The sequence below is a fragment of the Pandoraea sp. PE-S2T-3 genome, from assembly GCF_002179965.1.
Lineage (GTDB): Bacteria > Pseudomonadota > Gammaproteobacteria > Burkholderiales > Burkholderiaceae > Pandoraea.
Map to the genome: position 1 here is coordinate 203,951 of NZ_NGUQ01000033.1, position 26,455 is coordinate 230,405.

Here is a 26,455-nt window from a genome sequence, read left to right on the forward strand (position 1 = left end):
CGCTGATTCGAGTCTTAGCTCCGGGATAGACGTTATTTGCGCGATATTTCTGGTTCATGTGGACTTTGTATCGCCCGTGAAACATAGCCACGTGAACGCGGCTTCCGAATCCACGGGAAGTCGAACGTGAGGTATGCACCGGAGGATGTTTCCGTCCTGAAACAATCTGTTGACGAAGCCGCTACATGGGCGCGGGATAATGGCGGCATGTTCGAGTTCTCTTCCACGGCACCTGCCGCAACCATCATGCAAAAGCCATCGTTCGACTCTGCGTTCTATCGGTTGCTGTTTGTCATGCTCGTCATGGTGGCCCTGACACAAACCGGTACCGCGACACTGATGTACACGCTGTACTCCGCAGCGGCTTTTAAACCACCGCCCGGCATGTCAAACACGCAGCAGTGGGCACTCGCCACCGCTGTGCAGATCGTTCCGCTGCTCGTCTCCTCCTGGGTCGGCGCGCGAATGCTGTCGATACCGTTTAAGTCGCTGGCTGCGGGCGCCGCAGAGTTGTCACGCAACATGGACGCGCCACCGATTCCGGAAGCCGGCCCCATCGAAGCGCGACAGGCCGCTCGTGTTTTCAACTCGATGCAGGCGGCGATACGCCGTCAGGTGAACGATCGCAATCGCTTTCTCGCAGCCGTCTCGCATGACTTACGCACACCGCTCACGCGAATGCGTCTTCGGCTTGGGGCGCTCGACGCCTCGGAGTTCAGTGATCGACTGGTTGCCGATATCGATGAGATGACGCAGCTGCTTGATGCAACGCTCTCGTTTCTGCGCAATGAAGCTGTCACCGAAGAAGTCAGCCCCATCGACATCGATGCGCTCGTAGACGCCATTGCGGAAGACGCGATGGAGCGTGGCCAGAAAGTCTCTGTGCATGGCGCCATCGCGCCGCTGCTTGCGCAGCCACTAGCATTGAAACGGTGTCTCAGCAATCTGGTGGCGAACGCTATCCGCTACGGCGGCGAGGCTCGAATTGAACTCATCGACGGCCATGACGCCGTTCAGATAGATATCGTCGATCGCGGCCCGGGCATTCCGGAGCGTGATCTGGAGCGGGTGCTGGAGCCATTTTTTCGGCTCGAACAATCCCGCAACCGGGACACTGGCGGGACAGGGCTCGGGCTGGCCATTGCCCACGACGTAGTGAAGCGGCACGCCGGATCGTTGACACTGATCAACGGTAGAGAGGGCGGACTGATCGCACGCGTTGTGCTGCCTAGGCGATAGCGCTCGCAAAGTCGCCTTCCGGGGCTTCTGTGTCAATGTGGATACACATTGCTCACAATCCGGCAACGCGGTCCCAATAGAGTGTGTGTCATGGCATCCATCACACCTCTGGACTCGCAATGAAGATATTCGCGGCACAGCTATCGACCGAAACCAATACCTTTGCGCCGTGCCCCACGGGCTGGGGCGGATTCCAAGAATTCGGGATCTTTCGAGGCGACGCAAGCCTGCGCGCACCGGAAAGCGTGGGCTATCTGATGGCCGAACTTCGACGACTCGCCGAGTCGGACGGAAACGAAATCGCGGAAGGGCTCAGCGCAGAAGCGCAGCCTTCGGGCCCGGTGATTCGAGAGGTCTACGAAACGCTGCGCGACGAGATCGTCGCCGGCGTACGCGCAGCGCTGCCGCTCGATGCCGTTGTACTCATGCTCCACGGTGCCATGGTGGCGCAGCATCACGACGACTGCGAAGGCGATCTCCTCGCGTGCATTCGTGAAGTTGTCGGCCCCGATGTGCCGATCGCGGCGACGCTCGACCCGCATTGTCATTTCACCGAGTTGATGCAGTGTGCAGCCAATATTCTCATCGCGTACAAGGAGTATCCGCATACCGATGCGATCGACCGATTGCGCGAAGTCTATCGGCTGGTGACGCAGGCGGTCGACGAGAAAGTCACCCCGGTCACAGCGGTGCACGATTGCCGCATGGTCGGGGCATGGCATACCACGTCGGAACCGATGGCCGGTTTTGTGCGGCGCATGAAGTCCTTCGAGGGACGCGACGGCATTCTCTCCGTATCTCTCGGCCACGGATTCCCCTGGGGCGATGTTCCCGAGGCGGGCGCGAAGCTTTGGGTGATTGCCGACCGCGACGCCGCACGCGCCCGTGCGTTAGCGCGTCAGCTCGGTGACGAATTCTGGGCGATGAGACACGAGGTTCAGCCCCAATGGCATGACTTGAATCAAGGGCTCGACCTGGCATTGGCCGTGGGCGCTGGGCCGGTGGTCGTGGCGGATGTGGCGGACAATCCCGGCGGCGGCGCCCCCGGGGATAGCACCTTCGTCCTTCGGCGGATCGTCGAGCGCGGTATCCCTGATGTCGCGCTGGGTTGCTTCTGGGATTTGGGTGCCATTCAAATCTGCGCCGATGCCGGCCTCGGTGCCACGCTCGATCTTCGCATCGGCGGCAAATGCGGGGTCACTTCAGGCGACCCTGTGGATCTGCGCGTAACCGTCCGAGCCGTGCACGATACACATTCGCAAAGCATCCAAGGAATGTCGATGCCATTGGGCCGCTCGGTTTGGGTCGAAGGACCGAACGGGTTGGACATCGTGCTCGTTTCCGTGCGAACCCAAGTCATGGGCGTCGATGCGTTTACCGGCATAGGCATCGCCATGGACGCCAAGCGGCTCGTGATCGTGAAGTCAACGCAGCACTTTCAGGCCGAGTTTGCGCCTCGGGCGAAGGCGATCTTTCACGTCGCGGCGCCGGGCGCACTGACGCCCGACTTCGCGGCAATTCCGTACCGCCGCCGCGACCTCAATTACTGGCCGCGCGTCGAAAACCCGTTCGTGTGATCCGAAGGGTACCGACGCCACGGACGGCCGTTCCGATCGTTTGCCGGGAATCGCCAAAACCCCGGCAAATTTTGCCCTTCTTATCGAAGGGCTTTTTTTCGTCTGAAACGCCGCAGGGCGGAGGCATGTCTCGAACGAGGGGAACGGTGCTGCACAAAGTCAGAATCGGTCAGCACGAAATGGTGACGGGTCGACCAACGCCGGTGTGCCGGTGAGCATCTCGGCTATTAAACGTCCTGTCACAGGACCGAGCGTCAGGCCATGGTGGGCATGACCGAATGCGAACCAGAGGTCGCGATGCCCGGGCGCCGGGCCGATGATCGGCAGCATGTCGGGCGTGCAAGGGCGGCAGCCCATCCATGGGGTCGGTTCGACCGGCGCTCCCAATGGGAACAAACGTCTCGCCAGCGGCTCGACTGCCGCGAGCTGCACCGGTGTCCGACGCGCGTCGCGTAGCGCGAGTTCGACGCCCGTGGTCAGACGAATGCCCTGACGCATCGGTGCGATCAGGAATCCGCTTTCGGCATCCAGTACCGGTTGATTCAATCTTGCGCCGGACTCGGGCAGAAAATGCCGGTGATAGCCGCGCTTGACCATCAGCGGCAGCCGGTAACCCAGCGCTTTCGTGATCTTATCGGACCACGGCCCCATGGCCACGACGGCGTGCCGGCCTTCAATGTCGCCTTCGGCCGTATGTACGCGCCAGTGGGGAGTCAGCGTCGTTGCGTCGCCGCGAATGATGCGCCCGCCTATCGACGTAAAGTACTGCGCAAAACGAGTCACCAACTCACCCGGATCGCGTATCGAATTCGAGGCGGTATGTCGAATGGCGCCTGCGAGGGTTGCGGAGAGCGACGGCTCATCGCGTTGAAGTTGCGTTGCATCGAGCCGCTCGAAGGGCACGTCGTACTCACGTTGCCACCGCTCGGCTTCAAGATGAGCGGCGTCGAGTGCAGCACGTTGATGGAAGACCTTGAGCCACCCGCCTTCACGTAGCAGATCATCGGCGCCCGCAAGGCTGATGAGTGTCTTGTGCTCAGTCACGCAATGCTCGATCAGGGTGCTGTATTGACGGGCGATGCGAGCATGGCGATGTGGCGCTGAGTGATGCCAGTAGCGCGCGAGAAACGAAGCAATGCCCGGCAGCGCCGACGGGTGATAGCGCACGTCCGTCGATCGATTGCGCGCGTAGTGAAGCAATGCACCGAAATGCCGAGGAAACGCGTAGGGATACACGCCTTCACGCTGTATCAATCCGGCGTTGCCAAACGATGTTTCCCGGCCCGGCGCCTCACGGTCGATAAGTGCAGTAGTCAGACCACGGCGCTGAAGATGGATCGCCGTCGACGTGCCGACGATCCCCGCGCCGAGTACGAGAACGTCGTATTTCATGCTAGGCCAACGCCGTCACGGCAATTTCCACGTCGAAACCCGCTCGCATCAGTGGCGACTGAACGCACGCGCGCGCGGGTGCATTTCCTTCAGGAATCCAGACATCCCATATGCGGTTGAATTCATCGAAATAACGCGCATCGGAAAGCCAGATATTCGCCGTGAGAAGATGGGTTTTGTCCACGCCTGCCGACGCGAGTAGCGCATCGATTTGCTTCAGGACTTCGATCGTTTGCTCGGTAATCGTGGCGTGCTGCGTCATCGGCACCTGACCGGCCAGATAGACAACACCACCAGCAACGACCACCTGGCTCATACGGGCATTCGTTTGCAAACGCGTGATTTCTTTCTTCATTGTTGGACTCGGAAAAAAGTGACGATGCGGTGAATGACGATGCGGCCGTCAACGCCGACGCAAAGTGTCTGTGGCTATTCCGGTTATCATATATGAGAATTTTAATTCTCGTATACGAGAAAACACTGAGAGATTGACACCATCAGCTATGCAGGGCCGGTTCGCATCGCCGGGTCACGCGTGGCCTATATCAGCCCTATGACGCCATCGACACGAAAGAAGCCCGCTTCGGCAGGCAAACAGAAACGCAGCGATAGCCAAGTCAGTCACGAAACCGTGGGTGCACGATTGCGAAATGCGCGCAAGGCGAACGGGCTGACACTCAAGGCGTTGAGCGAGCGTTCCGGCGTTGCGGTATCGACGATCTCGAAGGCAGAGCGCGGCGACATTGCCCTCACCTACGATAAGTTTGGCGCACTGGCATCGGCCCTTGGTCTGGATTACGCCACCCTCTTCGGGCAAGGCAACATCGAACCCGCCGAAGGGATCCGCCCATGCTTCACCGAAGCGGGAAAGCAGGCCATATACGAAACACCCAACTATCGCTACGGCATGATCGCCTCGGATCTTGCCCACAAACGCATGGTGCCGATGCGCGCCCACATTCGAGCGCGCAAGCTGGAAGATTTTCCCGATTACATTCGCCACGAGGGCGAAGAGTTTGTTTTTGTTTTATCGGGCAGCTTGCTTTTGCAGTTTGAAAATGGCAGCGAATTCCGTCTGGCGCCGGGAGATAGTCTGTATTTCGACAGTGGCGTGGGGCATGTCTATCTGAGCGAGCACGATGGCGGCGTGGACGCCGTCGTCTGCTGCGTGGATGTGAATCGCGCGGGCGCATGAGCGAGACATCACTCCTCTTCCGCAATATCCCAATACCGGTCATTCCAGAATACGTAGTAGGAGTGTCCGGCATCCAGTGTGTAGGTCTTGATGCGCCCGCTCCTCGTCCCGTTGTCGGTGGATATCGATGCCGTGAATGTTCTGCATCCGGGGTCACCGATGTTCATTCGCTGACCCGGCTGCAAGGTAATTTCATTCGACCCGGATTTTCCGGATCGGTCGCGGCACTCCACGACGAAGCTCACTCGCGTATCCGGATCGTTTCGAATCGAAAAGTCTGCCGCGAAAGCAAGCGCCGGCAGCACCGACACGGCAGCGCAACACAGGGGAGCCGTCAGTATTTTCATGGCGCTCATCCTTGATCGCTATGGATTGCCGAGGGCGTAAATACGCCGCGAAAGCGCATCTTTCCCGTCGCGAGACGGTCGTACGCGTCGGTCGCCTGCTCAAGCGAAAACGTCTCGACGATGGGCTTCACTTTTCCGTTGGCGGCGAGATCGAGCACCTCGCTCAAATATCGCAATCCCCCATGCGTGGAACCGACGACTCGTTGGCGCATCATGTGGAATGGCTTGCCCGCGGACGAGATCGAGAATGGCCGGCTGAAATCCAATCCGCAAAGCACGACGCGGCCGTCAACACGCAAGCCCGCCATGGCTTCCTCTGCCGAGCCGAAATCGTTGGAGGTCACCAGCAGCACATCTGCCCCGCCGATATCGCGAAGCTCTGCACCGTTGGCAACGACGTGTTGCGCGCCCAACTGCGTTGCCAACGCGTGTTTGTCCGCCGAATGTGTGATCGCAATCGTCTCGAACCCGCACGCGCTCGACAGTTGCAAGGCCACGTGCCCTAAGCCACCAATGCCCAGCACAGCGACTTTTTCATGCGGTTGCGGCGCGCCATCTCTGAGCCCGCTCCACGTGGTGTAGCCGGCGCACATCATCGGCGCAGCATCGACGTATGGCAGCGCATCGGGTAACAGTACGGTCCCTTCTGCGGCCACGGCGATGTATTCCGCGTGCCCACCTTGGGACGCGAAGCCGGTGGTGCGTGGTGCATCGCAATTCATCGCCGTTTGCCCGGACAGCGGGCGATTCTCCCGGCAATACGGACAGCGGCCGCACGCGGACTGCACCCACGTCGTGCCGATTCGGTCACCGACGCGTCGCGTGTGTACACCGGCGCCCACTTCGACAATCTCGCCAACGACTTCGTGACCCGGCGTCTGCGGATAGATGTCGCCGCCATAACCTTGCGTCGACCACACATCGGTGTAGCACATCCCCGATGCATGAACCTTGACCAACACCTGCCCCGGCTCCGCCTTCGGGACCGGAACTTCCCACAGCTCCCAAGGCCGATTGGCCCCGTCATCACGACTGCCTTCATCTTCATTGCTGGCTCCTTGTTCGACCTGAATTGCGGCGAGTGGTCGGCGGTCGGTAATTGCGTAGCGCCGAGAAACCAGCCCAGTCTAAAAAGGACGCATTATTATTACAATCTCGCCAATCTTGATACAAACATGAGCACCGTTCATCAATTGAGAAGCGCCGACATCTTCTCGCTCAACGTGTTTCTGGCGGTAGCCACGCACCTCAGTTTTCGGACGGCGTCGATCGAACTCGACATCACGCCATCGGCGGTCAGTCACTCGGTGAAAAACCTCGAGCAACGGCTCGGGGTTCGCTTGTTCCATCGCACCACGCGCAGTGTGTCGCTGACGGACGCCGGCGCGCGCCTCGCCGACAAACTTCGCCCGGCGATTTTCTCGGTGGCAGAGGCGATGCAGAGCGTCGAAGGGCTGCGCGACGAACCGAGCGGAACGGTACGTATCAATGCGAGCGAGGGAGCAATCGATATGGTGTTGAAGCCAGTGCTCGCACGCTTTCTACGCGAGTACCCGAAAATTCATCTCGATATCGTGACGGACGGAAAACTCAGCGACATCGTCGCGGGCGGTTTCGATGCCGGCATCCGGCTTACCGAAGCGGTGCCGCAGGACATGGTGGCCGTTCAGGTGTCGGGGCCGGTCACGTTTGCGGTCGTCGGGGCTCCGGCGTATTTCGCTTCGCATGGCCGCCCCAAAGTGCCGCAAGACCTCTATCGGCACGACTGCATTCGCTTTCGCTTCGATAGCGGCGCCATCTACCGATGGGAGTTCGAGCGCAAGGGCGTTGTGGAAACGGTGAACGTCACCGGCCCGCTCACGCTGAATCATCAACCGCTCATGGTGAGCGCAGCGCTCGACGGCATCGGCATCGCTTTTGTACCGGATCACCTCGCCGAACACGCACTGGCCGATGGCCGTCTCGAGCGCGTGCTTGCCGATTGGTGCCCGGTCATGCCCGGGCTGTGTCTCTACTATCCGAGTCGGCGGCACGTGGCGAGTGGCCTGCGTGCGCTCATCGACATGATGCGCATTTCCTGAAATGGGTCGGGGCCGCCAACGCCGGACGCGCATCGGGTTTCGCCGATCGCCGCGCGTCGTTACTGCATCGTCAGGGCACTAAAACCCGGGTCGATCAGCCGGGCATCGGCAAACCGGTGCAGCGATTCGAGGATGCGCGATTTATCGAGTCCGTCAGTAATGAACACCAGTCGCGATGTCGACGATTCACCTTCGACTCGTGGCAAATGGCTTGGCGGATAGACGCGATGACGCACGCCCTGCACCACCAGTTGCCCGGGTGTCGAGCGTATCGACAAGACGGATTTGAAACGCAGAATGCGGTCGCCGTGACGGTTGAGCAGCGCGGTGAGCCAGACCGAAAAGGTGGCCCAGTCCAGCGACGCGTCGAGCGCGGTAGAAAAGCTCTGCACGGAACTCGTGTGCACATGGCCCCCCGTCTGACGTGCTGGAACGGCGTCACCGATGGCCGTGGCTTGTCCCGGTGCAAACAGCCGATCGGGCACTTCGCTGGTCATGATGGCGCAGGCCGGATTGACGGCACGCACGGCGTCGACGAGCGTGCTCAAGTGGCTCTCGTCGAGTAAATCGGTCTTGGTGAGTGCGACGCGATCGGCCGCGGCAAGTTGCGCCGCCGCTTCGGGAAATCGCGCCAGCGACTCAATCCCTTCCAAGGCGTCGAACGTCGTGATACACGCGCCGACGCGCAGGTATTCGTCGAGGTTCTCGTCGGACAGCACCGTCCCCAAGATGGGGCCCGGGTCGGCCAGACCGCTGGTCTCGATGATGATGCGTTCCAGTTCGGGCAGTTCACCGCGCGCACGACGGGTCAGCACGTTCAGCAGCGTCTCGCGCAGGTCGTCGTGTACCGTGCAGCACAGGCAACCGTTGGCGATGGTCGCAATCTCCGAATTGAGGTGCAACGTCAGGCGGTCGTCGATCGACTCGCGCCCGAACTCGTTGATGATGACCAACGTCGAGGCGGGCGGCCGTTGCGCCAGAAAACGCTTGAGCAGTGTGGTTTTGCCACTGCCGAGAAAGCCCGTGACGATATTCAGTTCGAGACGCGGTACGAGTCTGACCATGACGATTGCGCGACCGTGAAGTCGCCCTCCAGAGGATCGATGAGGGTGTGGCCCAGACGCTCGGCAACACGCCATAACGACGACAAGTCGGAAGCCAGCTGACGGCGGCCGCTAACGTCTTCCACGCTGTACGATTCGCCGTCCCAGTCTTCGGCTTTCAAGCCGTGCGGGCGCAGAATTCGGTTGATCAGCCGCAGCCGGCGAGCGCGCTCGCTGCGATTCTCCAGAATGCCGGCGGCAACGGAGTGCTGGCCCATCGGGTCGGCGGCGTCCGTCCAATGCTCACTCACGCCAAAGACGGCGCACACTTCGCACATTTCAGATCCCTCCGGTAAGCCCCGGTACATTCGCCAGCGTGCCCACGGCCATGCTGCCCAGCGCACTCAGCGAGATGTACTCGGTCACGCGTTTGCGCGCGAGATTGGTGTGGGAGGCAGCGAGCTGGTCCGCCCGCTCGGCGTCCCGCACACGAATGGCGTCCAGAATCTCGCGGTGCTCTTCCAGAATCCTGTTCAGATGCGCCTGCCGGGCCTCTTGCGTCGGGAACGTCTCGTAGCTCATCGCCAGCCGCGCGATCCGCAAATTTTCGGTGAGCAGATTGGCGTAGATCTTGGCGAGCACCCGATTGCCGCAGGCGTTACCGATGGCCAGATGCAACTCCCAGTTGCCATCGATCATGCCGTTGACGTCTTCCTTCTCATGCGCTTGCTCGAACGCGACGACCAGTGCCTCGATGCGAACCAGATCGGCGGGCGTACGCCGTAGCGCCGCCAGTCGTGTGGTGGCGCGTTGCGTCAACTCGAACGCCTCCAGATGCTCCTGCAACTGCGGGATGTCCATCGACGAAACGCGCGCCCCCCGATTCGGCAGCAACGAGATCAGCCCCTCTGCGGCCAGACGAATCATCGCTTCGCGCAGCGGCGTGCGTGAAATGCCCAGTTCATCGACAAGCGCCTGCTCGTCGATGTCGTCGCCGGGATGCATTTCGAGCGAGACGATGCGATCGCGCAGCAACTGATAGGCCTTGGAAGCCCCGGAACCCTTGACGTGTTTGGTCGCCGCGTCTTGAGCGGCCTCTGCTTTCTTGCGCATGGTGAGACGGGAAGTGATCGATTGGCAGCCAGTGTAGCGAACAATCCCCACTTGACACAATATTTTTATACACAAACAATTTGTTGTGTATTTACCGTGTATTTTGGAGATTGAGATGAACGAACAACCCATGGACCTGGTGATCAGGCGCGGCCGAGTGCACACGCCAGAGGGGTTCTCGACACTGAACATCGGCATACGGGGCGGGAAAATCGTGGCGTTGACGGACGACGCGAACACGCCCCCGGCGCTGCGAACCATCGACGCGAATGGTCTGGATGTGCTGCCGGGACTGTGGCACGTGCATTGCCACTTTCGCGAGCCGGGGCACACGTATAAAGAGGATTTCACGTCGGGCACGACGGCTGCGGCAGCCGGCGGGATTACGTTCTGCATCGACATGACGAACAACGATCCGCACCCGACGACACTCGAGTCGTTCATGCTCAAGCGCGAAACCATCGCGCCGAAAGCGCTGGTCGACTATGCGTTGTACGGCGGAGGTCTGTATCCGAAGACGGTCGAGGCGCTGGCCGAGGCCGGGGCAATTGGCATCAAGGTGTTCAACACCCGGCACGTGAAAGAGGTGTATCCGTACATTTCCGAGTTGGGCGTGGTCGATCACGGCATCCTGCATGAACTGTACGAAGCGGTCGCCGACAAGGGGCTGATCTGTGCCGTACATCACGACGACAGCGAGTGGTGCAAACGCCTGACGTTTCGCGATTACATCAATCCGGGGAAGACCAGCAATCGTGACTACATGGAGGCGTACGAGCGCGGTTACATGTATGGCCACGGCATGGCGGCGGGCTTGGCGGCGTCGATTTATTACGCGCGGCTGACCGGTGTTCGTCTGCACGTTCTGCACATGGGGGTGATGCCGCCGGGGGCGAACGAACTGGTGAGACAGGCAAAGGCACAGGGGCAGGACATCTCCGGCGAGATGGAGTCTGCGACGCTGTTCATGACGCGTGCGCAAGCGGAGAAGGTGGGGCCGGGCGCCTATGCGTGGGCGTACGCGCCGGAGAGCCATTGGGCGGCGGTTCGCGACGGCACGGCCGACATGCTGGTCGGCGAGCATGCGCCTCACACACTCGAAGAGATCACACCGGGCTGGCAGGACAACTTCTCGGTCCCGCTGGGCATTACGGGGGCGCAGGAATTCATTCCGCTGGTGCTCAATGCCGTGAACGAAGGAAAGTTGACGCTTCAGGATGTCGCGCGCCTTTGTGCCGAAGCGCCGGCCAAACGCTTTGGCCAGTACCCGAAGAAAGGCCGCATCCAGTGTGGCGCCGACGCCGATTTCACCATCGTCGACATGGCGCAAGCGCAAACGTTTACCGTTGCCGACATGCACACGAAAGCCGGGTACACCGCGTGGGAAGGCATTCGTACGACGGGTATGCCGGTCTACACCATCGTGCGCGGCGAGACGGTCATGGACCACGGCAAGATTGTCGGCACGCCGGGGCATGGCCAATTTCACCCGGGCACTGGCGCATCGGCCTGACACGAATCGACGTGACGCGAATCGACGCAGCGATTCCCCATGACAACGGTGCCGGCGCGCAGGCCGGCACCCACAGACAGACCAGAACATGACGACTTCTCAATTCGACGCTCGCCAGACCGGCGATGCCGGCCGGATCTCCGGTAGCGGTGCTGCCCCGGGCTCCGGCGCATCGACGGCCACCGCAACTTCAATGCCGACGCATTCGGTACTGACTCAGCAGGACATTGCCCGACGGCTCGACCGCTTGCCGGTGTCGCGCTTTCATCTGACGGTGCTTGTCGTTGCAGCGCTCTCGTTGTTTTTCGATACGCTCGACACCGTCATCACCGGCTTCGTGCTGGCCACGTTGCGGCCGCTGTGGGGTTTCGACGCCGCGACGATCGGAGTGATTTCCGCCATTGGGCTAGGCGGCTATCTCGTGGGGTCCGCGATGGCCGGTTTCGCGGCCGACCGGTTCGGGCGCAAACGGATGATCATGCTCACGCTGGTGCTGTATTCGCTGTTTTCCGCATCGCGCGGGTTAGCGAACGACGTGTGGTCGTTTGCGGCGCTGAACTTCTTTACGTGGTTGTTCGTGGGTGCGGAGAGCTCGATCGTCCCGGCGTATCTGGCCGAACTCTGGCCGACGCGCGTGCGCGGCAAATTGGGCGGCTGGATGATGGGCTTCTTTGCGTTGGGCATTGCAGTGTCGCCGCTCTGGGCATTGAACATCATTCCGCATTGGGGCTGGCGCGCCGCCCTCTTCCTGACGCTGCCGTTTGCCGTCGTCGTCGGCCTGATGCGCTCGGGTCTGCCCGAGTCGCCCCGATGGTTGTTGCTTCACGGACGAGCGGCCGAAGCCGAGGCCGTGCTCGCGTCGATCGAGCAACGTGTTGGGCGGCAGTTGCCCGAGGATGCTGAGGTGACACCCGTTGCGGCTGCCGTTGCCGCCAAGCCGGCCAAGGTCTGGCGTGCCCGGGATTTGCTGAGCCCGCGCTTTCGCAAGGTGACACTGATGTTGTGGGCGGCGTGGTTTGCCGAATACGGCGTGCTCTATACGTTCATGACCTTCGTGCCGACGCTGCTTGCCATGGAGGGCTTCAGCATCGTCAAGTCGTTCGAGTTCTCCATTGCGATCTACGCATCGGTGATCCCGGGGTATGTGTTCGGCGGCTACGTGGTCGATTGGCTCGACCGCAAGCCGACGGCCATTCTCGCCTTCATCGGCACCGCAATTTTCGGCACGTTGTTCGGATTGTCGACGACATCGGGGGCGCTCATGGCGTTCGGCGGACTGACGGCATTCTGCCTCGCCCTTGGCTCGACAGCGATCTACAGCTACACGCCGGAGCTGTATCCGACGGAGATTCGTGCGACGGGGATGGGGCTGGCGTCAGCTTGGGGGCGAGCCGGAGCGATTCTGTTGCTGCTGGTCTTCGGCGTGTTCGCCGTGCTCAAAGGCAAACTGTTCGTGTTCATCATCAGCGACGTCATCCTGCTGGTGGCAGCGATTTGCATCGCGCTTTACGGCCCGTCGACCAAAGGAAGGTCGCTGGAAGATGCATCGACCGGGGCGTTGCCGGAGAGATGATAGTCAGGGTTGCGAGGGCGAAACGCCTCGCAACCCTTTTTGTTTCGTGTCGTGATGCAGACGAATTAACGCGTCGTCATGCCGGGAGGCGGCTGAACACGTTGAATTGTGTTTACCGTCACACCCGCGATGGTGGCAATGCCGTTGGCCACATCCGAACCGACGTTCTGTGCGACCAAATCGATCCCGTTGATACTGCTGCGCGCCGAATCTTCAACCGTATAGGTCTTTCCCGACACGTCCACTCGGGCTTTAATGCGATCGCTTTCCCCGAGAACGCCGAGCAACACGCGCGCGGCAGCCGAGCGGGCGTTGTACTCCTGTACCGTGACCTTTACCGGGACGCCAGCCGACGACACCACCATCCCGTTCTTTTCGGCTTGTGTTTTGAACGCTTGAATCATGCCCGCCTTCACCGCGTCGGCGATGTCGAGACCATTCGATTCAATGGTCGGCACCGCCACCCCCTGCTTCAACGACGCCACAAGCGCCGGGTCGGCCGAGCGGACGAGATCGGGATTCGACGTTGAAGCGCACCCCGTAAGTGCAAGCAGCAGACTGACAATCGCGACGTTAGAGAGATTACGAACCTTCATGTTATTGATTATCCTGGTCGATTAAATTTGTATTACTTAACAACCGGAAGCCGCCAACGCATGGGACGTGAGACGCCACACGCCGGCTTTCCCCGCAACGCAGTTCGTGCGCCGACTGTTGCTGAATGTCAGCAGTACGCACGATCCGCAGCGCGCTCCGGATTCTCAGCCAGCAAGAACTGGCTCAGACAGGGCTTTACGGAAGGACATCGACATTTCTTTAATCGAAAGGACCAGATTTTCTCCGAAACTTAGCCGCTCGCGCTTGCCCACGCGGCTCAGAATAAAGTCGAGGCGGCGCACCACCGCACAGACCGGCTTAAACAGCACCGCCTGTGTTGGATGACGGCGCCGGGGCCTCATACCACTCAATGCGTGTTCAGCGCCCGACGCTCCTCATCGGTCAGCCGCGCGAGTTGACGCGGATCGAGACGACTCCCGCTGCCGACCAGTTGCAGAAGACTCGACCGGTCGTAACCAAGCGTGCCCTGTACGCGAGATCCGGCAGGCGTGTCACTGCCCCCGGTGCCGTCGGTAGCGCCGCCCCCGGTGCTCAACATCCGCACCGAGAAGATCGACGGTGTGTTCTGGCGTTGCGCGACACGCTCGCGCGCCATGGCATCCTGCGCGGCCGACGCTGCCTGCGCCGCCGTCGCGCTCGCATTGGTGAGCGCACCGACGTTGACGGCCGCCACAATCGGCAAGCCCGTCGACTTGCCCTGCACCTGCACGTTGGCGGCATTCACGACCGCGAGCGCAGCGAAGTTGACGTTCCCCGACACGCGCACGCCCGCCTCCCCTGCATCGATCGTGCCCAGCGGTGCCACGAGGTCGACGTCACCCGGCGGCACTTCCGGCAACGGTGCGAGCGTGGCAATGCCGGCTCCGCTCGACGGCACCGAGGGCGACAACGTCACGTTGCCACTGTCGTCGTACACGCGCTTGGGCGGTGTGTAGAGCACCGTTGTCTTCGCGCCGCGGCCGGCGTTGATGTCGCCCTGCGCCGACCACGCCTGAATGCTGCCGCCGAAGGTCGTCAGCACCCGTGACAGCCCGAGCAGAATGCTGTCGCGGCTGTAGAACTGAATATCGCCATCGCCCTGCGTGACGACACCCGCCACCGCGCCCGGTGTCACGCCTTCCACACCGACGAGCGTGCGCCCGCCCGGATTCAGCATCTGGATATCACCGCCGAAGTTGGTGCGTACCGTGGCGTCGGTCGTCACGGGCACGGGCTTGCCGTTGACCGTCGTCGATCCGGTGACGCTGCTAAACAGCGTGATCGCACCGTTGTAGTTCACTGCATTGCCCTGCGCATCGCTCGTGGGGAACAGCGTGGCGATGGCCTCGCGGCCGCGCAGATAGCTGCCGTAGCGCGGACTCGACGTGTCGTTGTACTCGCGACCACCCAACAGCAATTCCTTGAAATAGACCTGACGCACGAACACGCCTTGCTGGGTCTGCGGCAACGCGAGGAAGTAAGCCAGCGCGTCCGATGCCTTGCCATCGTAGCCAAATCGGCTTTTGAGCCATGCCAGCAGTTCATCGCCGTAGGCGTGAACCACCTTGCCGCTGTCGGCCAGCGGTGAGCCGCTCGCCAATTGATTGACCGGGTCGAAATAAAGCCGTGCGAAGCGCGAGTAGTCCGGGCCATTGGCCCCGACGCCAGCCAGCACGGAAATCCCCGCGCCGCCGTTTGTATTGGATGGATGCGTGACGTCGCCGATGCTTTGCAACTGACCGTAGAAGCCCTGATACACGTTGCGCCCGGCCTGAATCTGTAGCAATCCCGGCCCGACGATGCTCGCCGATTGATAGATGATGTCGCGCCCCGCCTTCATCATCGAGACGTCGCTGTCTGACTGATTCAGGAAGGTGCTCGGCAACGTGCCGGTGCCCACGATGTCGCGTCCCGCGATCACCTCGAACGGCTTCGCGGCGACAAACCACTGCGCATGGCTCGGCGTAAATCCACTCGACCCGACCCGAAAAACCGAGTTGGAAAGGCCGATCTGCAAGTCATCGATGTCGATACCTGCGTAGATCCGGGCCGGCGTCGCATCCTGCGCATGCAGACTGCCGGACGGATAATCCTCGCCGAACGCGAGCGGGCTGTTGTCGTTGAGACGCATCGCAGCGTTCACGCTGGCATTTGTCCGGGTGTTGGGATTGAAGCCCCGCATCGTCGAAAAGAGCGGATGACCCGGTGTTGCCACGCTCGCCATATCGGCACCCGACATGGCAATCGACGAGCCGCCACCGTAGATCGAGCCGGCCGCAAGCACCTGAAGCTGTCCGATCGGCGACGGCATCAACTCGATCGTCTGCCCTTCGCTAAAGCGCACGTCGCCGTTCAGCGCCGCAGCGCTCAGGCTCCCAGGGTAAAAGCCCGTGGAGTTCTGCAACTCGCCGCCACCGCCGCCCGAGAGCGGCGCAACATCGCCGCCCGCCGATAACAGGCGAATGCCGGTCGACGGCGTCCAGAGGGTGTACTTCGTGAAGCCCCCTTTCGTGACCGACGCAGAGGCGCCCGTTCCGGATGTCGTGAAATAGCCGCCCCCCACATCGGTGAAGACCGCCATCCCGGGGTCACTCGCGCCGGCAAGCACCAGATCGCCTCGCGACACGACGCTCGCCGAGCCATCTCCGGTCACCAACGTCGGTCCTGGCGCGCGCGAGGTCAGCTTGATCGCATTGGGATCGAAGGCGCGCGGGTCATAGGTGGTCCAGGAAACGCCCCCCGATTGCGTGACGATGGCACCGACCGCGCCGGCCTCGACCGAGGTATCGCCACGCAACGCCGTCAACGAACCGAAATAGTCCCGCCGGAAGGTGCTGACGGCCACCGGATCGGCGTCGTTGAGCCGCCCCCCGACTTTCAGCGTGATGTCACCGCCGCCGGTCTGCACGAGTGTGCCGTCGGCAAGCACGCGCCCGGTCGATGCCACGGCCAGATCCAGACCGTTCGACGTCAACCCTCCCGGTGCGGCAGACGCCACCCCGGCGTCGCGCCCGGCGATGACGGTCAGGTTGCCGCCGCCAAGCGTCCCGATACCCTGGAAGCCGATCAGTTGCAGACCGTTCGCGTTAGGGTCCGTCTTCGCGAGCGAGCCGAAGTTGATCGACCACGCAGCCGGGTCCGTCGTCACACCCCCGCCGCCCTGCCGGTTGAGCCAATTGCCCACCAGATTGCTGTTCACATAACGCAGGGGATTGTTGGTCAACTGGATGTTGCCGCGCACGTCTTGCTGCGCTGTGAGCAACACGTCGCCGCCATGCTCCGGAAACCACGCCTGTAAGAGATTGCCCGTTCCCGCACCGGGCAAGTTGTACGCGTTGCGCCCGTCGGCCGACAGGATCGGGGCCGATTGCGTGCCCGCGGTGTAGACGCCATACGGCGTGGTCTCGTTGAAGCTGCCACCGGCGAGCAGATCGAGATTGCCCGTGCCGGTGCGCAGCACGCTGAAAAATGTGCCCGTCTGCGACGGGTCGTAGACGCTGTCGCTCAAGGTGAGATTGCCGGCGCCGCCAAGCGCTGTCACTGACTGCAATGCGCGCTGATCGGCGCCGGCCAAATCGGCCCCCGCCACCAGCCGCAACGATGCAGAGCGGGTCCCGGGCGCCAGCAGGCTCGCACGCGCCGACGTGGCGGCAGCGGCGGGCGAACCCGGGTCCGTTTGCAGCGACAGACTGGCCGCCGAAGGGGTTTCCGAGCCCACCGGCACGTACAGGCGGGTCAACGTCGTGCCGAAAGAAATGACCGTGCCCGAGGCATAGGTCGTGCCATTCGCCGACATCGGCCGGAACGGGAGCGGAAGGGCGACCCCGGTGTTGAGCGTCGGCACGACCCAGCCGGCCGGGTTACTCACGACCATCTGGTTGCCGGCGATCATGCGCCAGAGAATGACACCCTGCTTGACGAAGTGCGCCGTGTCAGTCGAGAACGTGCTCGGCGTGATGGTCGAGAATACCGGCGAGCCCGCGCGGGTCGCGGTGAACCCGTCGGAGATGCTGCCACCGATCTTCAGATTGCCGGCAGCGCGAAGGATCAGTGCCATCGGCTCCCCCGCACCATACGTCGTCGAATTCGGATCGCGATCTGCGCCCGCCCCGTAGCGGTACTTCGCGAGATCGATGTCGCCGGACGTCGCGAGATCGCCCAACGACGCAATCTGCACCCCCGGACGAAGATGGTAGGTGTTGCCGGAGGCAGCCAGTCCAGCGGTTCGCGCGCCCAGCGCCGTGTTGTCCAACGCCAGATTCATGAAGGTGGTGCTCGCCGCATCGTAGCCGTCGAGCGTCGATTGCGTGACTACGCTGCCCGAAGGCAGCATGTACGTCCATACACCGTTCAGAGCGAGGCTGTCCGCACCGCGAATCGTCAGCGGACCAGCCGCGCTGATCGCGACGTCGCCAGCGGTCTCTGCGGTACGCATGGCGTTCAGGATCACGTCGCCATAATGCTTGCCACCCGGCGTGCTCACGTCGATGGTGGCGCCCGGTGCGAGCGTCAGTGTGCCACCTGCGGCCGTGAGTTCGACGTGTCCACGATTCTTCGCCTCGATGGGCGCACCGTAGCTGTCGACTTGCAGCGACGTGCCGTGTGCATCGAGCACGGCGCTGCTGCCGAGCGTCAGTCCGTTGCCCCCCGACAGACGAATGGTGCCCGGCGCTGCGCCAGACGCGTCGATAGTGCCGTTGACCGTCAAGGTGCCGCGATCGGCGGCGATGCCGATGTTGTGCGCTTTGACCCCATCGCCAACGACCAGATCGCCCTGCTTCTGGTCGAAACTACGGGCGTCGAAGAAGCCGCCTTGCGTGAGCAGTGCGTTCAATCCGGCGAAATCCGAAAAGGTGCCTGCGGACGCGCCGAACGCACCACTCGTATAGCCGTCGTTGGCGCTCGCCAGCATCTTGCCGACCAGCGAGACGGTGCCCTTGCTGGCGTCGATGGAGATCGCGCCGGCGTTGGCTTGTTGCGCCGACACGTCGACGACCGATCCGGTCATTTGCCGGACGTCGCCTTGCGCACTATTGAAGCTGGCGGTGCCGCCAAATCCGTAGGCGGTGGCGGTCTGGATCATCGTCGGCTGACCGCGAAGGTCGATCCGGCTATTCCCGTCGAGCACGATGTCGTTCGCGGCATTGACCACGAACTTGCCGCTCGGCAGGCGCACGGTACTGCCGATATTCACGTTGTTGCCGGAAAGATCGATCTCGGCACCCGCAACGCTCGACGTCGCCACCCCCGGTGTCGCGCCAGCGGGTGCGGCCACGCTCAGTGTGCCGCCCGCCGTGTAGTTCATGATCGACTTTGCCGCACCGGTCAGCACCGGCGTGGTCAGCGTGAGATTGCCCCCTGTACCGCTCTGGCCGAGAACGCTACCCGGTTGCGAACCCGGTGCCTGATAGACGTACAGCGCCCCGCGGCCGGCCGAGACGATCCGTTCGCTCGCCACGAAATCGACGTTGCCAAAGCCATAGATCGTGCGATTGACGTTCGACGTATCGAGCGTCACGACCTGCCCAAGGTCGATTTCCCGGGCGACAAACCGAAGCGAGCCGTTGCCCATCCCCGGGTCGCCGGCAGCTACCGCCGGTGCGCTGGCGCCGGGTATGCCGTTCCAGGTAATGCGATCAGCGGCGACGATCGCCTGATCGGTCGACGCACCGATACCGTAAATCGCGGCCGAATTGAGGACGAGATCGACACCCGTTCCCCGTGTGTCCAATCCGTTGTTGCCAAATAGATTGAGGGAATTTGCCGTACTCAGCGTCAGACGTTGCAACGCAGGTGCGCCATGCGCCGGATCGCCCTGCAACAGCGTGTTGAGCACCGACTGATTGAACCGCACGCCCGCCGGATTGCCGGCTGCCGCGATCTGCGTCGCATCGCCAACATTGAGCGTGCCGACGGCCAACGCAATATTGCGCGCGCCGAAATGCGCGCTGTTATCGATGTTCGACGCGCCGTTGGTGGCAAGCGCCAGCGTGCCCTCGGCATACAGCCCGGAACCCGCGCCGATGTTGATCGATCCGTTGCTGGCGGTCGATCCCAGGAACTGAATGTCGCCATTGGACAACCCGAGCACCGTCGACGTCCCTGACGAGTACTTCATGCTGGTCGACGCCGTATCAAAGGTGGCAGGCCCACGGCCGACCGTACTCAACGTCACACCGTTACCAATATTGAGGTTGTTGCCGACGAGGTAGATTTCTCCTGCACTGAGCGTCACGCCGTCGCGCACATACAGGTCTGCGGCCCCGGAACTCGGCTGGAAGTAGAAGACACCATTGAGTGGCCCGGCACTTCCGTTGATGTTCAGTCGCGGGGCGCCGATCGCGTTCAGGTCCGCAGCACTCACCGACAGACCATTGAAGCCAGGCGTCACGCCACCGTTTGTAATTTCGCCGATGTTGAGCACGGCGACCTGCCCCGCCACACCGCCGGTCGTGGGCTGGAACAGTGCCTTGCCACCGAACGACAGCACGCTCGTCGCGGGCATCGGGTCCGGCGCATACGGAATGTCGAACAGGAATTGCAGCCCCTTGCCGTCGCGCGGCAGCATGGGCATCAGCCCCCCGAACTGCTGCACCCGGCTCGTCATGAACTCGCTATAGCCCTGCTCGTTGAACTGAGAGTACTTGCGCACCGCCGTGCCCGGTGTGACCAGCACGGTCGACGGCAACTGACTGCGTGTCGATGTGTTCGCGATGCTCGTGTACCCGGAGACGAGGTACGTGCCGTTGCCGGCAGCGGTCGCCGCGGCCGGCAGATTCTGTCCCGTACCGCCGATCTCGACGCGATAGGCCCCGGACAGCAGTGCATAGTTGGACGGCAGCAAGGTGTAGGTGCCGGGTGGCAGTCCGGGAACCCCGTCGCCGAGGGTGATGCGCTGACCGATGACCGGATCTCCCGCGCCGGTCTCTGCGGCGACGGGTGCGTAGGCCGACGTGTAGCCCGGCAGGATGGCGTAGACCTTGTCGCTCGCGCGACTGAGCTTCATGGTCGGGTTAGCGTTGACCAGTGGCGTGTTGAGCACGTTGACCGACCCGCCACGTCCCGAGACGAACCCCGCGCCGGCGATGGTGCCCCCGCCCGTGAGGTCGAGCACGGCACCGTTGTCGACACGCATCGTCAATCCTTCGAGCGAGATACCCGATCCGCCCGCACTCAACGTGAGTCCCAGCCCGTAGCCGATGAGCGGGGCCAACGCCGCGCCGTTGTACGCGTAAGTCACGCCATCCACCGTACCGCCGTAAGGCACGGTCATGCCCTTCATCGACACGGAGGTAAGACTGCCGGGCAAGAACTCGATGTCCTTCGTGTAGACGTTTCCGCCCTGTAATGCCGCGGGTGTCGCCGCGATCATCAACTTACCGAACGGTGCGCGCAACACGCCCCCCTGGCGAACGTTTGGCGCCGACAGGAAAAGCGTGCCGAAGACTGACAGCGGGGCGTCGGGGATCGTCGCCGTGGTGCGTCCCAACGTCAGCGTGCCCGCGTAGTCGTTCACGCGCTGTTGTCCCGCGACAATGCTCGCGACAGCCCCGGTCGTCGGATAAACCTGCGCGGCTTCCAGATCGAAATCCCAGGATGTGATCAGGCTGGTGCCTTGTTGCACGGCGGGCGTCGGCAGGAAACGGATATCGCCCTGACTGACGAGCCGCGTCGTACGGAACCCCGGCGACGAAGTATCGACGTTGACGTAGTTCACCGAGTCGTAATAGCCGGTGCGCGCCGAGAATAGCACCGGGCCTTGCACATCGATCAAGTTGGCGTCGATTTCGAAGGTCGCCGTTGTCGGCCGCCCCGACGCGCCGGGGTTGGTAATCGAGCCGCTGACCACACCGTCTGGCGGCGCGACAACTTTGCCACTGAGCAGAACATACGGCGCCGACAGACGGACGGTGTTGCTGCTCGCTTTCGTGGCAGGGTCGTCGCCCGCCACCAACTTCTCGCCCGACGCGTAAGCGTTGGCATTGAGCTTCAGGCTCTTGTCCATTGCGAGCGACACGTCGCCTCTGAACATCATGTAGTCGCCCGAGGTCAGGGAGAGCGAACTGAAGCCGCCCGCCTTGACCATGTCGACACCGACGGTGGCACGACCCAGCGGCAACGCCGCTACCGGCGAGCCCGGGCCGCTCAGGCTGGGAGCGGACACTCGCGACTGTGTGAGCGTCAGCACACTCGGGACGAGTACGCTTTTCGGTACCGCGTTGGACAGATCGGGGTAGAACGGCGTGAGCATCGAGACTGAAAGATCCCCGCCCGACGCCCCCTGACCACCGGAGAACGCATGGAGATTGCCGTCGAGTTGCAGGCCCCCCATCGAACCGAGCGCAATGGCACCGCCATTGGAAGTGCGCGACATGCGACCGCTTGCGCTCACCGGCTGGCCAGCGACGGTGGCCGTATCGACCGTCACATTGGCGCCATCGGCGTTGAGTTCCGCACCGGGGCGGATGACGACAAACGACGTACCACCGCTCAGACTGATCGTGCCGCCATCGAACACCGTGCCGTAGGTGCGCCCGGACCCGTCGATGGCCGAATAGCCCACGCCCGAGACGTCGAGCTTCGCGTTCGAACCCAGCCAGAGCGAGGTGCCGCGAACGACGCCGTTCTCGTCGAAATTGCGCGAGGCCGAGAAGGCACCGTCGGCGTCGCCAATCAGATTGATCTTGCCTGCCCGTGCGCTGAGTGTGCCGTCGACCGTCATCTGACCGAAGGCGTCGAGCGTAATGTTCTGTCCCGGATCGACCGTCACGGAAGCCCCCGGCGCAACGACGATACTGCCGCCCGCCGGATTGCCTTGTTCATCCTTGCGCAGCGATCGCAGCGCGATGCTCGCGCCTGCGCGCTGCGTGAGCGCGTCGGTCTTCGGACTCTCCACAAATACGGGCGGCGTCCAGAGCGCCATCGCTTTGGACGGATCGCCGCCCGTCACCGCCTTCAGGCTATCCGCCGTGAATCGGTAGACCGGCATGACAGGCGCGAGCACGACGCCATTGTCGACACGCACCCCCTGTCCGCCATTGATATCGAAGTTGGAGAATCCGGCATTGAAGAGCGAATTCCCGCTGCCCGATGTGCCGGCGTTGAACGTCGGGACCGGTGTGACGGCAATCGTCTTCGTGAGCACCACACCGGCAGGAACGATCGAGCCGACGGTATAGGTCTTCGGCACGGTGAGCACCGAGCCTGCCGTGAAGACGAACTGATATGGATCGACCGGAATGCCGTTCGGAAAGACGTTGGAAGGCACCACCGTCCCCTTCGCGATGACGCCGCTTCCGCCCCATCCCGTGAGGACGGTCCCCTTCGGAATCGTATCCCCAGCGAAAAAGTAAGTGTCTTGATTGTTGATATCCCGGGACTTGAGCAGCAGCCCCTTCGGCACAACCCAATCCGCGAGTGTCGCGCCCACCGGCACGCCTGACATCGCGATATCTGCCAGCGTCGGCGTGTCGTAGACCATCGTCGTATGTTTTTCGACAAGGTCCATCGGCAGCGGCGTACCCGCCGCAATCGTCAGTGTCTGCGCGAGTTTCACCGACACGGCAGCCGGCGTCCCCGCCGCAAGCGTGCCGCCCGCGATACCGGCGTTGTTGCCAATCAGAATACTGTCCGGCGTCGACAGTGTCAGTGTGCCGCCCCCGCTCACCCCGTAGGCCGCGACATTGCCATCGAAGGTCAGCGTGCCAACGCTTCGCCCGACGCCGCCGCCGGCATCTCCTGCAATGAGCGTGACATTGCCGCCGAAGCCACCTTGGGTTTTCCCCCCCGTCAGAATTGCGCCACCGGAGGACACGTCGATCAAGCTGCCTCGGCCAATCGTCAGATCTCCCGTGGAATCGAAGGTCACGCTGCCGCCGTTGAGATAGACGACCTGCGACGTCGAATTCGGATCGAGCGCGGCATTGACCCAGACGCCGCGCGTGCTCACGGTGTACCCCGGGGCCAGCGAGAGGCTTACCGCGCCCGAGGCAGGCAGCAATGCGATCGGGCCAACGTCCCCAGCCCGGAGGAAAAGATTGGAGATATTGACCGTGCCCCCCGGCACGGTGACGTTGGCCATCACATCGATGTTTGGCGCGGCCAGCGTGAGACGACCGCCATTGTCGAGTTGGAGATCCGAGCGAACGGCAATGGCACCGCGCGTCGCGAGATCGATTTCACCAAAACGCGTCTGGTTCATCAGCGCAGCATCGAACCAAACCGTGTTTTTCCGCGTGTCCGCGAGGGCGTCGTTGACACCCATGCCGTCGGTGATGCGGTCAATATCACCGATCACGACATCGGTGGTAAACGCTTCTCTTCGGCCGACGCCCGAGTATTGGCCCAGCGTCAGCGAACCCGAGCGAGCCACGGCGAACTGGCTGAGCGCATAACCGTCAGTGAGTGCAGCCGGACGTGCCTGCGTCTGCACCGGCCCGGTGTAGACGTTGGCGATCACATCGCCTTCGAGCACAGCGGTCGGTGCCGAAATCGTCAGGCGCCCCGCATCGCGACCTACGGTGTAGCCGTTTTGCAGCACGCGCGTGGGCGCGATGAGCGGATTCGCGTAGGACTCCGTCGTAGTCTTTCCCCAGCGCGGGTGCTCCACCTCGAAACCGGTGTACACGCCGGTGTAGAGCACGTTCGACGGGGCGGTGTTGACGTTGTAGACCTGACCGTCTGCCCCCTTGAGCCACGATTGGTTCAGATAGCCGGTCTGCACATTGAGCGAGCCGCCCGACAGGTTGATGAACGCGCCCTTTTGCGTCACCACCTCATTGCCACCGATCGTCACCGTGCCGCCCTGCGCGGCCCATTCGCCAATGCCATGCGTTTGATTCGCCAGGTAGCCGCCGACTTCCAGCAGCCCGCCCGGGGTGTACCAACGCTCGTTCGCGTAGCCCCCTAGTGCCGCCGGAACGTAGACCAATCGGCGGCGATCGACATAGACGTTCGCATTGTTCAGTGCCGCGTTATCGCGGTTGCCCGGGGCGTCTCGCTGTTCGTTGCCCTGCACGTTGATCTTGACGTTGTTGCTGTCCATCGACAGCGATACGCCGAGCGCGCCAGACACGTCGAGTCGCGCACCGCTCGTTACAAAGCTGCGACCCGTGGCACTTACGGCGAGTTGGCCGCCGGTGGCAAGCGTGAGCGAGTTGCCCTGAAATTCAACATTTCCACCGCTCACGATTTCGACGCGTGATTGATCTCTCCGATCCGAGAGTCTCGATAGGTTGTCGAACAGTCCGGCGGTCATGCTCGCGCGCAGTACATCCTGCGTGGCGGAGTCCTGAATAAGGGCCGCGCGTTGGCTGTCCAACGCCGTTGCACCGTTGTCGCTGACAAGCACCGACGTGAGCGCCCCGCTGCCCAGCGTCACCTTGCCCAGCGTGTCGCTCGCCGAGTTAAGCAAGTGGATCGTGCCGCGCGTGTTGACGGTCGTGGTCGACACCGCCGTGCCCAGTTGCTGAACGTCGCGGCCCGCCATCGTCACGTCGCCTTCCGGCGCCATCAGCAAGCCCGTATTAACCACTCTGCCTGCCGTGCTCTGCGCGGCGAACTGCGGTGATATCTCGCTGCCACGCGTGGTCGACGGCGTGTTCGCGTCCGTGCCCACGCCCTTGCGAATCACGAAGCTGTCACCGGCGGCCAGCGCCACTTGCCCTTGCGGCGTGACGATCGTCCCGGCGTTGCTGACCTGATTGCCGAGCAACAATACATAGCCGCCGCCTTGCGTCACGGACGTGGGCGTGCGTGTCGTGATGTTTGCGCCCGCCTGGACTTCGACCTTGCCCAGCGCATCGGTGAATGTCGGCGTCGTGCCGTTCGCCCCATAGAGCCCCGCAGTCTGGAACTGCGCGTCGCTCATTCGCGCCGCCGCGACCACCAGATTGCGCGTATCGACCTGACTGGTACCGCCGAAGATCACCCCGTTGCGGTTCAGGATCAGCATGGTGCCATCGCCGTGAAGCTGCCCTTGAATCTGACTCGGGCGTGCGCTCGGATCGTTGATGCGGTTGAGCACCGCCCAGTCGCTTTGCTGCGCGAAGTTCACCGACGTATTGCGACCGACGTTGAACGTCTCCCAGTTCAGGATCGCTTTGTTGGCGGTCTGCTGGATGTTGACGTTGGTCTTGCCATTCGCTGTGGTTTGCGTGGGCGCTTGGGCATTGATCCAGCCTTTGGTCAGGCTGTTCGTGTCGACCTTCAGGCCGCCTTCGGTCAGGCCGTCGGGGATCGTGGTGACGCTGTTGGCTGCCGCCGTGCGCGCATTGGCCTGCGCGGCCTGCGTCGCCGCAATGTTCTGCGCCGCCGAGCCGAGATTTGCGATCGAGCGTTGAAGTTGCGCGTTCGCTTGCTGCTGCTGTGCCGACGGGTCCATGAGCGACGACACCGGCATGCCGTTGGGCAAGCGCCCCGTCTGCGACGCAGTGGCCTGTGCGGCACCGCGTGAGGCAAACCATGCATTACTGAACGCTTGCTGGGCGTGTGCCGCCCCCATCGTGGTGAGCAACAGCGTGATCGCCTGTGCGACGGGGGCCGCCCTGCGCGAACGGCGCACACGTTCTTTGCCGATTCTGCGACCGCTGCTTCCCATTGCCGTTGCCCCTTGGCGTTCACGCGTGCTCATGCCCGAATCCTCGCTGATAGTTAAGCGTTTCCGGCAAATTCTCCATCGGCGACCCCGTTGCCGGAAACGTGCACATCGCCGCTTTTGGCGTTGTGTTGGCTTCCCGAGTCGCTAAGACGAATGGGCAGTGCGGAAACCCTCAACTATTTCCCGA

At 62.5% G+C, this 26,455-nt stretch carries 15 protein-coding genes; 6 read left to right on the plus strand and 9 right to left on the minus strand.

Going from position 1 to position 26,455, the window contains the following annotated elements; all coding sequences use genetic code 11:
- Positions 1-126 precede the first annotated feature (126 nt).
- The gene (locus CDV46_RS19800) at positions 127-1,239 is read left to right on the plus strand and encodes an ATP-binding protein (RefSeq protein WP_249277548.1); all 1,113 of its coding nucleotides are present in this window, start codon (positions 127-129) and stop codon (positions 1,237-1,239) included.
- A gap of 119 nt (positions 1,240-1,358) precedes the next feature.
- Positions 1,359-2,816 (plus strand): M81 family metallopeptidase, encoded by a 1,458-nt coding sequence (locus CDV46_RS19805; protein WP_087724449.1) that lies wholly within the window; start codon positions 1,359-1,361, stop codon positions 2,814-2,816.
- Between the two features lie 159 nt (positions 2,817-2,975).
- Here the strand turns inward: CDV46_RS19805 and CDV46_RS19810 are convergent, their stop codons facing one another.
- Both CDV46_RS19810 and CDV46_RS19815 read right to left on the minus strand, forming a co-directional pair.
- Positions 2,976-4,208: an NAD(P)/FAD-dependent oxidoreductase gene (locus tag CDV46_RS19810; RefSeq protein WP_087688596.1), complete on the minus strand. Its 1,233-nt coding sequence runs from the start codon at positions 4,206-4,208 to the stop codon at positions 2,976-2,978.
- A 1-nt stretch (position 4,209) separates the two neighbouring features.
- Complete coding sequence (locus CDV46_RS19815; protein ID WP_087724451.1) at positions 4,210-4,563, minus strand: RidA family protein; 354 nt, start codon at positions 4,561-4,563, stop codon at positions 4,210-4,212.
- 198 nt (positions 4,564-4,761) lie between these two features.
- Between CDV46_RS19815 and CDV46_RS19820 the strand changes: the two genes are divergently transcribed.
- The gene (locus tag CDV46_RS19820) at positions 4,762-5,403 is read left to right on the plus strand and encodes a helix-turn-helix domain-containing protein (RefSeq protein WP_087688598.1); all 642 of its coding nucleotides are present in this window, start codon (positions 4,762-4,764) and stop codon (positions 5,401-5,403) included.
- 8 nt (positions 5,404-5,411) lie between these two features.
- On the opposite strand, the gene CDV46_RS19825 is transcribed toward CDV46_RS19820, so the two are convergent.
- Positions 5,412-5,750, minus strand: a complete 339-nt coding sequence (locus CDV46_RS19825) for a hypothetical protein (RefSeq protein ID WP_140413428.1) — start codon at positions 5,748-5,750, stop codon at positions 5,412-5,414.
- A gap of 5 nt (positions 5,751-5,755) precedes the next feature.
- Positions 5,756-6,712 carry an alcohol dehydrogenase catalytic domain-containing protein gene (locus CDV46_RS19830; RefSeq protein WP_217896756.1) on the minus strand — a complete coding sequence of 319 codons (957 nt, stop codon included), beginning with the start codon at positions 6,710-6,712 and terminating at the stop codon, positions 5,756-5,758.
- Between the two features lie 213 nt (positions 6,713-6,925).
- On the opposite strand from CDV46_RS19830, the gene CDV46_RS19835 reads away from it, so the two are divergent.
- The gene (locus tag CDV46_RS19835; RefSeq protein ID WP_087724456.1) at positions 6,926-7,831 is read left to right on the plus strand and encodes a LysR family transcriptional regulator; all 906 of its coding nucleotides are present in this window, start codon (positions 6,926-6,928) and stop codon (positions 7,829-7,831) included.
- 59 nt (positions 7,832-7,890) lie between these two features.
- Here CDV46_RS19835 and CDV46_RS19840 read toward each other — a convergent pair whose 3' ends face one another.
- The 3 genes from CDV46_RS19840 to CDV46_RS19845 are packed head-to-tail and all read right to left on the minus strand — an operon-like array spanning position 7,891 to position 9,987.
- Entirely contained in the window at positions 7,891-8,895 is a 1,005-nt protein-coding gene (locus CDV46_RS19840; protein WP_176399128.1) for a CobW family GTP-binding protein, read from the minus strand.
- A complete protein-coding gene (locus CDV46_RS26900) occupies positions 8,865-9,212 on the minus strand; it encodes a hypothetical protein (RefSeq protein WP_058375401.1) in 348 nt (115 codons plus the stop codon). The genes CDV46_RS19840 and CDV46_RS26900 overlap by 31 nt, the downstream gene beginning before the upstream one ends.
- 1 nt (position 9,213) lies before the next feature.
- Positions 9,214-9,987 (minus strand): GntR family transcriptional regulator, encoded by a 774-nt coding sequence (locus tag CDV46_RS19845; protein ID WP_170935986.1) that lies wholly within the window; start codon positions 9,985-9,987, stop codon positions 9,214-9,216.
- Between the two features lie 115 nt (positions 9,988-10,102).
- Here CDV46_RS19845 and CDV46_RS19850 point away from each other — a divergent pair, with 115 nt between their 5' ends.
- Entirely contained in the window at positions 10,103-11,500 is a 1,398-nt protein-coding gene (locus tag CDV46_RS19850) for a dihydroorotase (RefSeq protein WP_087688604.1), read from the plus strand.
- 88 nt (positions 11,501-11,588) lie between these two features.
- Positions 11,589-13,073 (plus strand): MFS transporter, encoded by a 1,485-nt coding sequence (locus CDV46_RS19855; protein WP_217896757.1) that lies wholly within the window; start codon positions 11,589-11,591, stop codon positions 13,071-13,073.
- 65 nt (positions 13,074-13,138) lie between these two features.
- On the opposite strand, the gene CDV46_RS19860 is transcribed toward CDV46_RS19855, so the two are convergent.
- Both CDV46_RS19860 and CDV46_RS19865 read right to left on the minus strand, forming a co-directional pair.
- A complete protein-coding gene (locus CDV46_RS19860; protein WP_087724463.1) occupies positions 13,139-13,669 on the minus strand; it encodes a hypothetical protein in 531 nt (176 codons plus the stop codon).
- Positions 13,670-14,037: 368 nt separating this feature from the next.
- A complete protein-coding gene (locus tag CDV46_RS19865) occupies positions 14,038-26,301 on the minus strand; it encodes a filamentous haemagglutinin family protein (RefSeq protein WP_087724465.1) in 12,264 nt (4,087 codons plus the stop codon).
- Positions 26,302-26,455 lie beyond the last annotated feature (154 nt).

Coding starts and splice junctions, on each gene's coding strand:
- CDV46_RS19860 (WP_087724463.1), bottom strand. CDS start 13,669: ATGAAGGTTCGTAATCTCTCTAACGTCGCGATTGTCAGTCTGCTGCTT.
- CDV46_RS19845 (WP_170935986.1), bottom strand. CDS start 9,987: ATGCGCAAGAAAGCAGAGGCCGCTCAAGACGCGGCGACCAAACACGTC.
- CDV46_RS19810 (WP_087688596.1), bottom strand. CDS start 4,208: ATGAAATACGACGTTCTCGTACTCGGCGCGGGGATCGTCGGCACGTCG.
- CDV46_RS19865 (WP_087724465.1), bottom strand. CDS start 26,301: ATGAGCACGCGTGAACGCCAAGGGGCAACGGCAATGGGAAGCAGCGGT.
- CDV46_RS19850 (WP_087688604.1), top strand. CDS start 10,103: ATGAACGAACAACCCATGGACCTGGTGATCAGGCGCGGCCGAGTGCAC.
- CDV46_RS19820 (WP_087688598.1), top strand. CDS start 4,762: ATGACGCCATCGACACGAAAGAAGCCCGCTTCGGCAGGCAAACAGAAA.
- CDV46_RS19840 (WP_176399128.1), bottom strand. CDS start 8,895: ATGGTCAGACTCGTACCGCGTCTCGAACTGAATATCGTCACGGGCTTT.
- CDV46_RS26900 (WP_058375401.1), bottom strand. CDS start 9,212: ATGTGCGAAGTGTGCGCCGTCTTTGGCGTGAGTGAGCATTGGACGGAC.
- CDV46_RS19825 (WP_140413428.1), bottom strand. CDS start 5,750: ATGAAAATACTGACGGCTCCCCTGTGTTGCGCTGCCGTGTCGGTGCTG.
- CDV46_RS19815 (WP_087724451.1), bottom strand. CDS start 4,563: ATGAAGAAAGAAATCACGCGTTTGCAAACGAATGCCCGTATGAGCCAG.
- CDV46_RS19805 (WP_087724449.1), top strand. CDS start 1,359: ATGAAGATATTCGCGGCACAGCTATCGACCGAAACCAATACCTTTGCG.
- CDV46_RS19855 (WP_217896757.1), top strand. CDS start 11,589: ATGACGACTTCTCAATTCGACGCTCGCCAGACCGGCGATGCCGGCCGG.
- CDV46_RS19835 (WP_087724456.1), top strand. CDS start 6,926: ATGAGCACCGTTCATCAATTGAGAAGCGCCGACATCTTCTCGCTCAAC.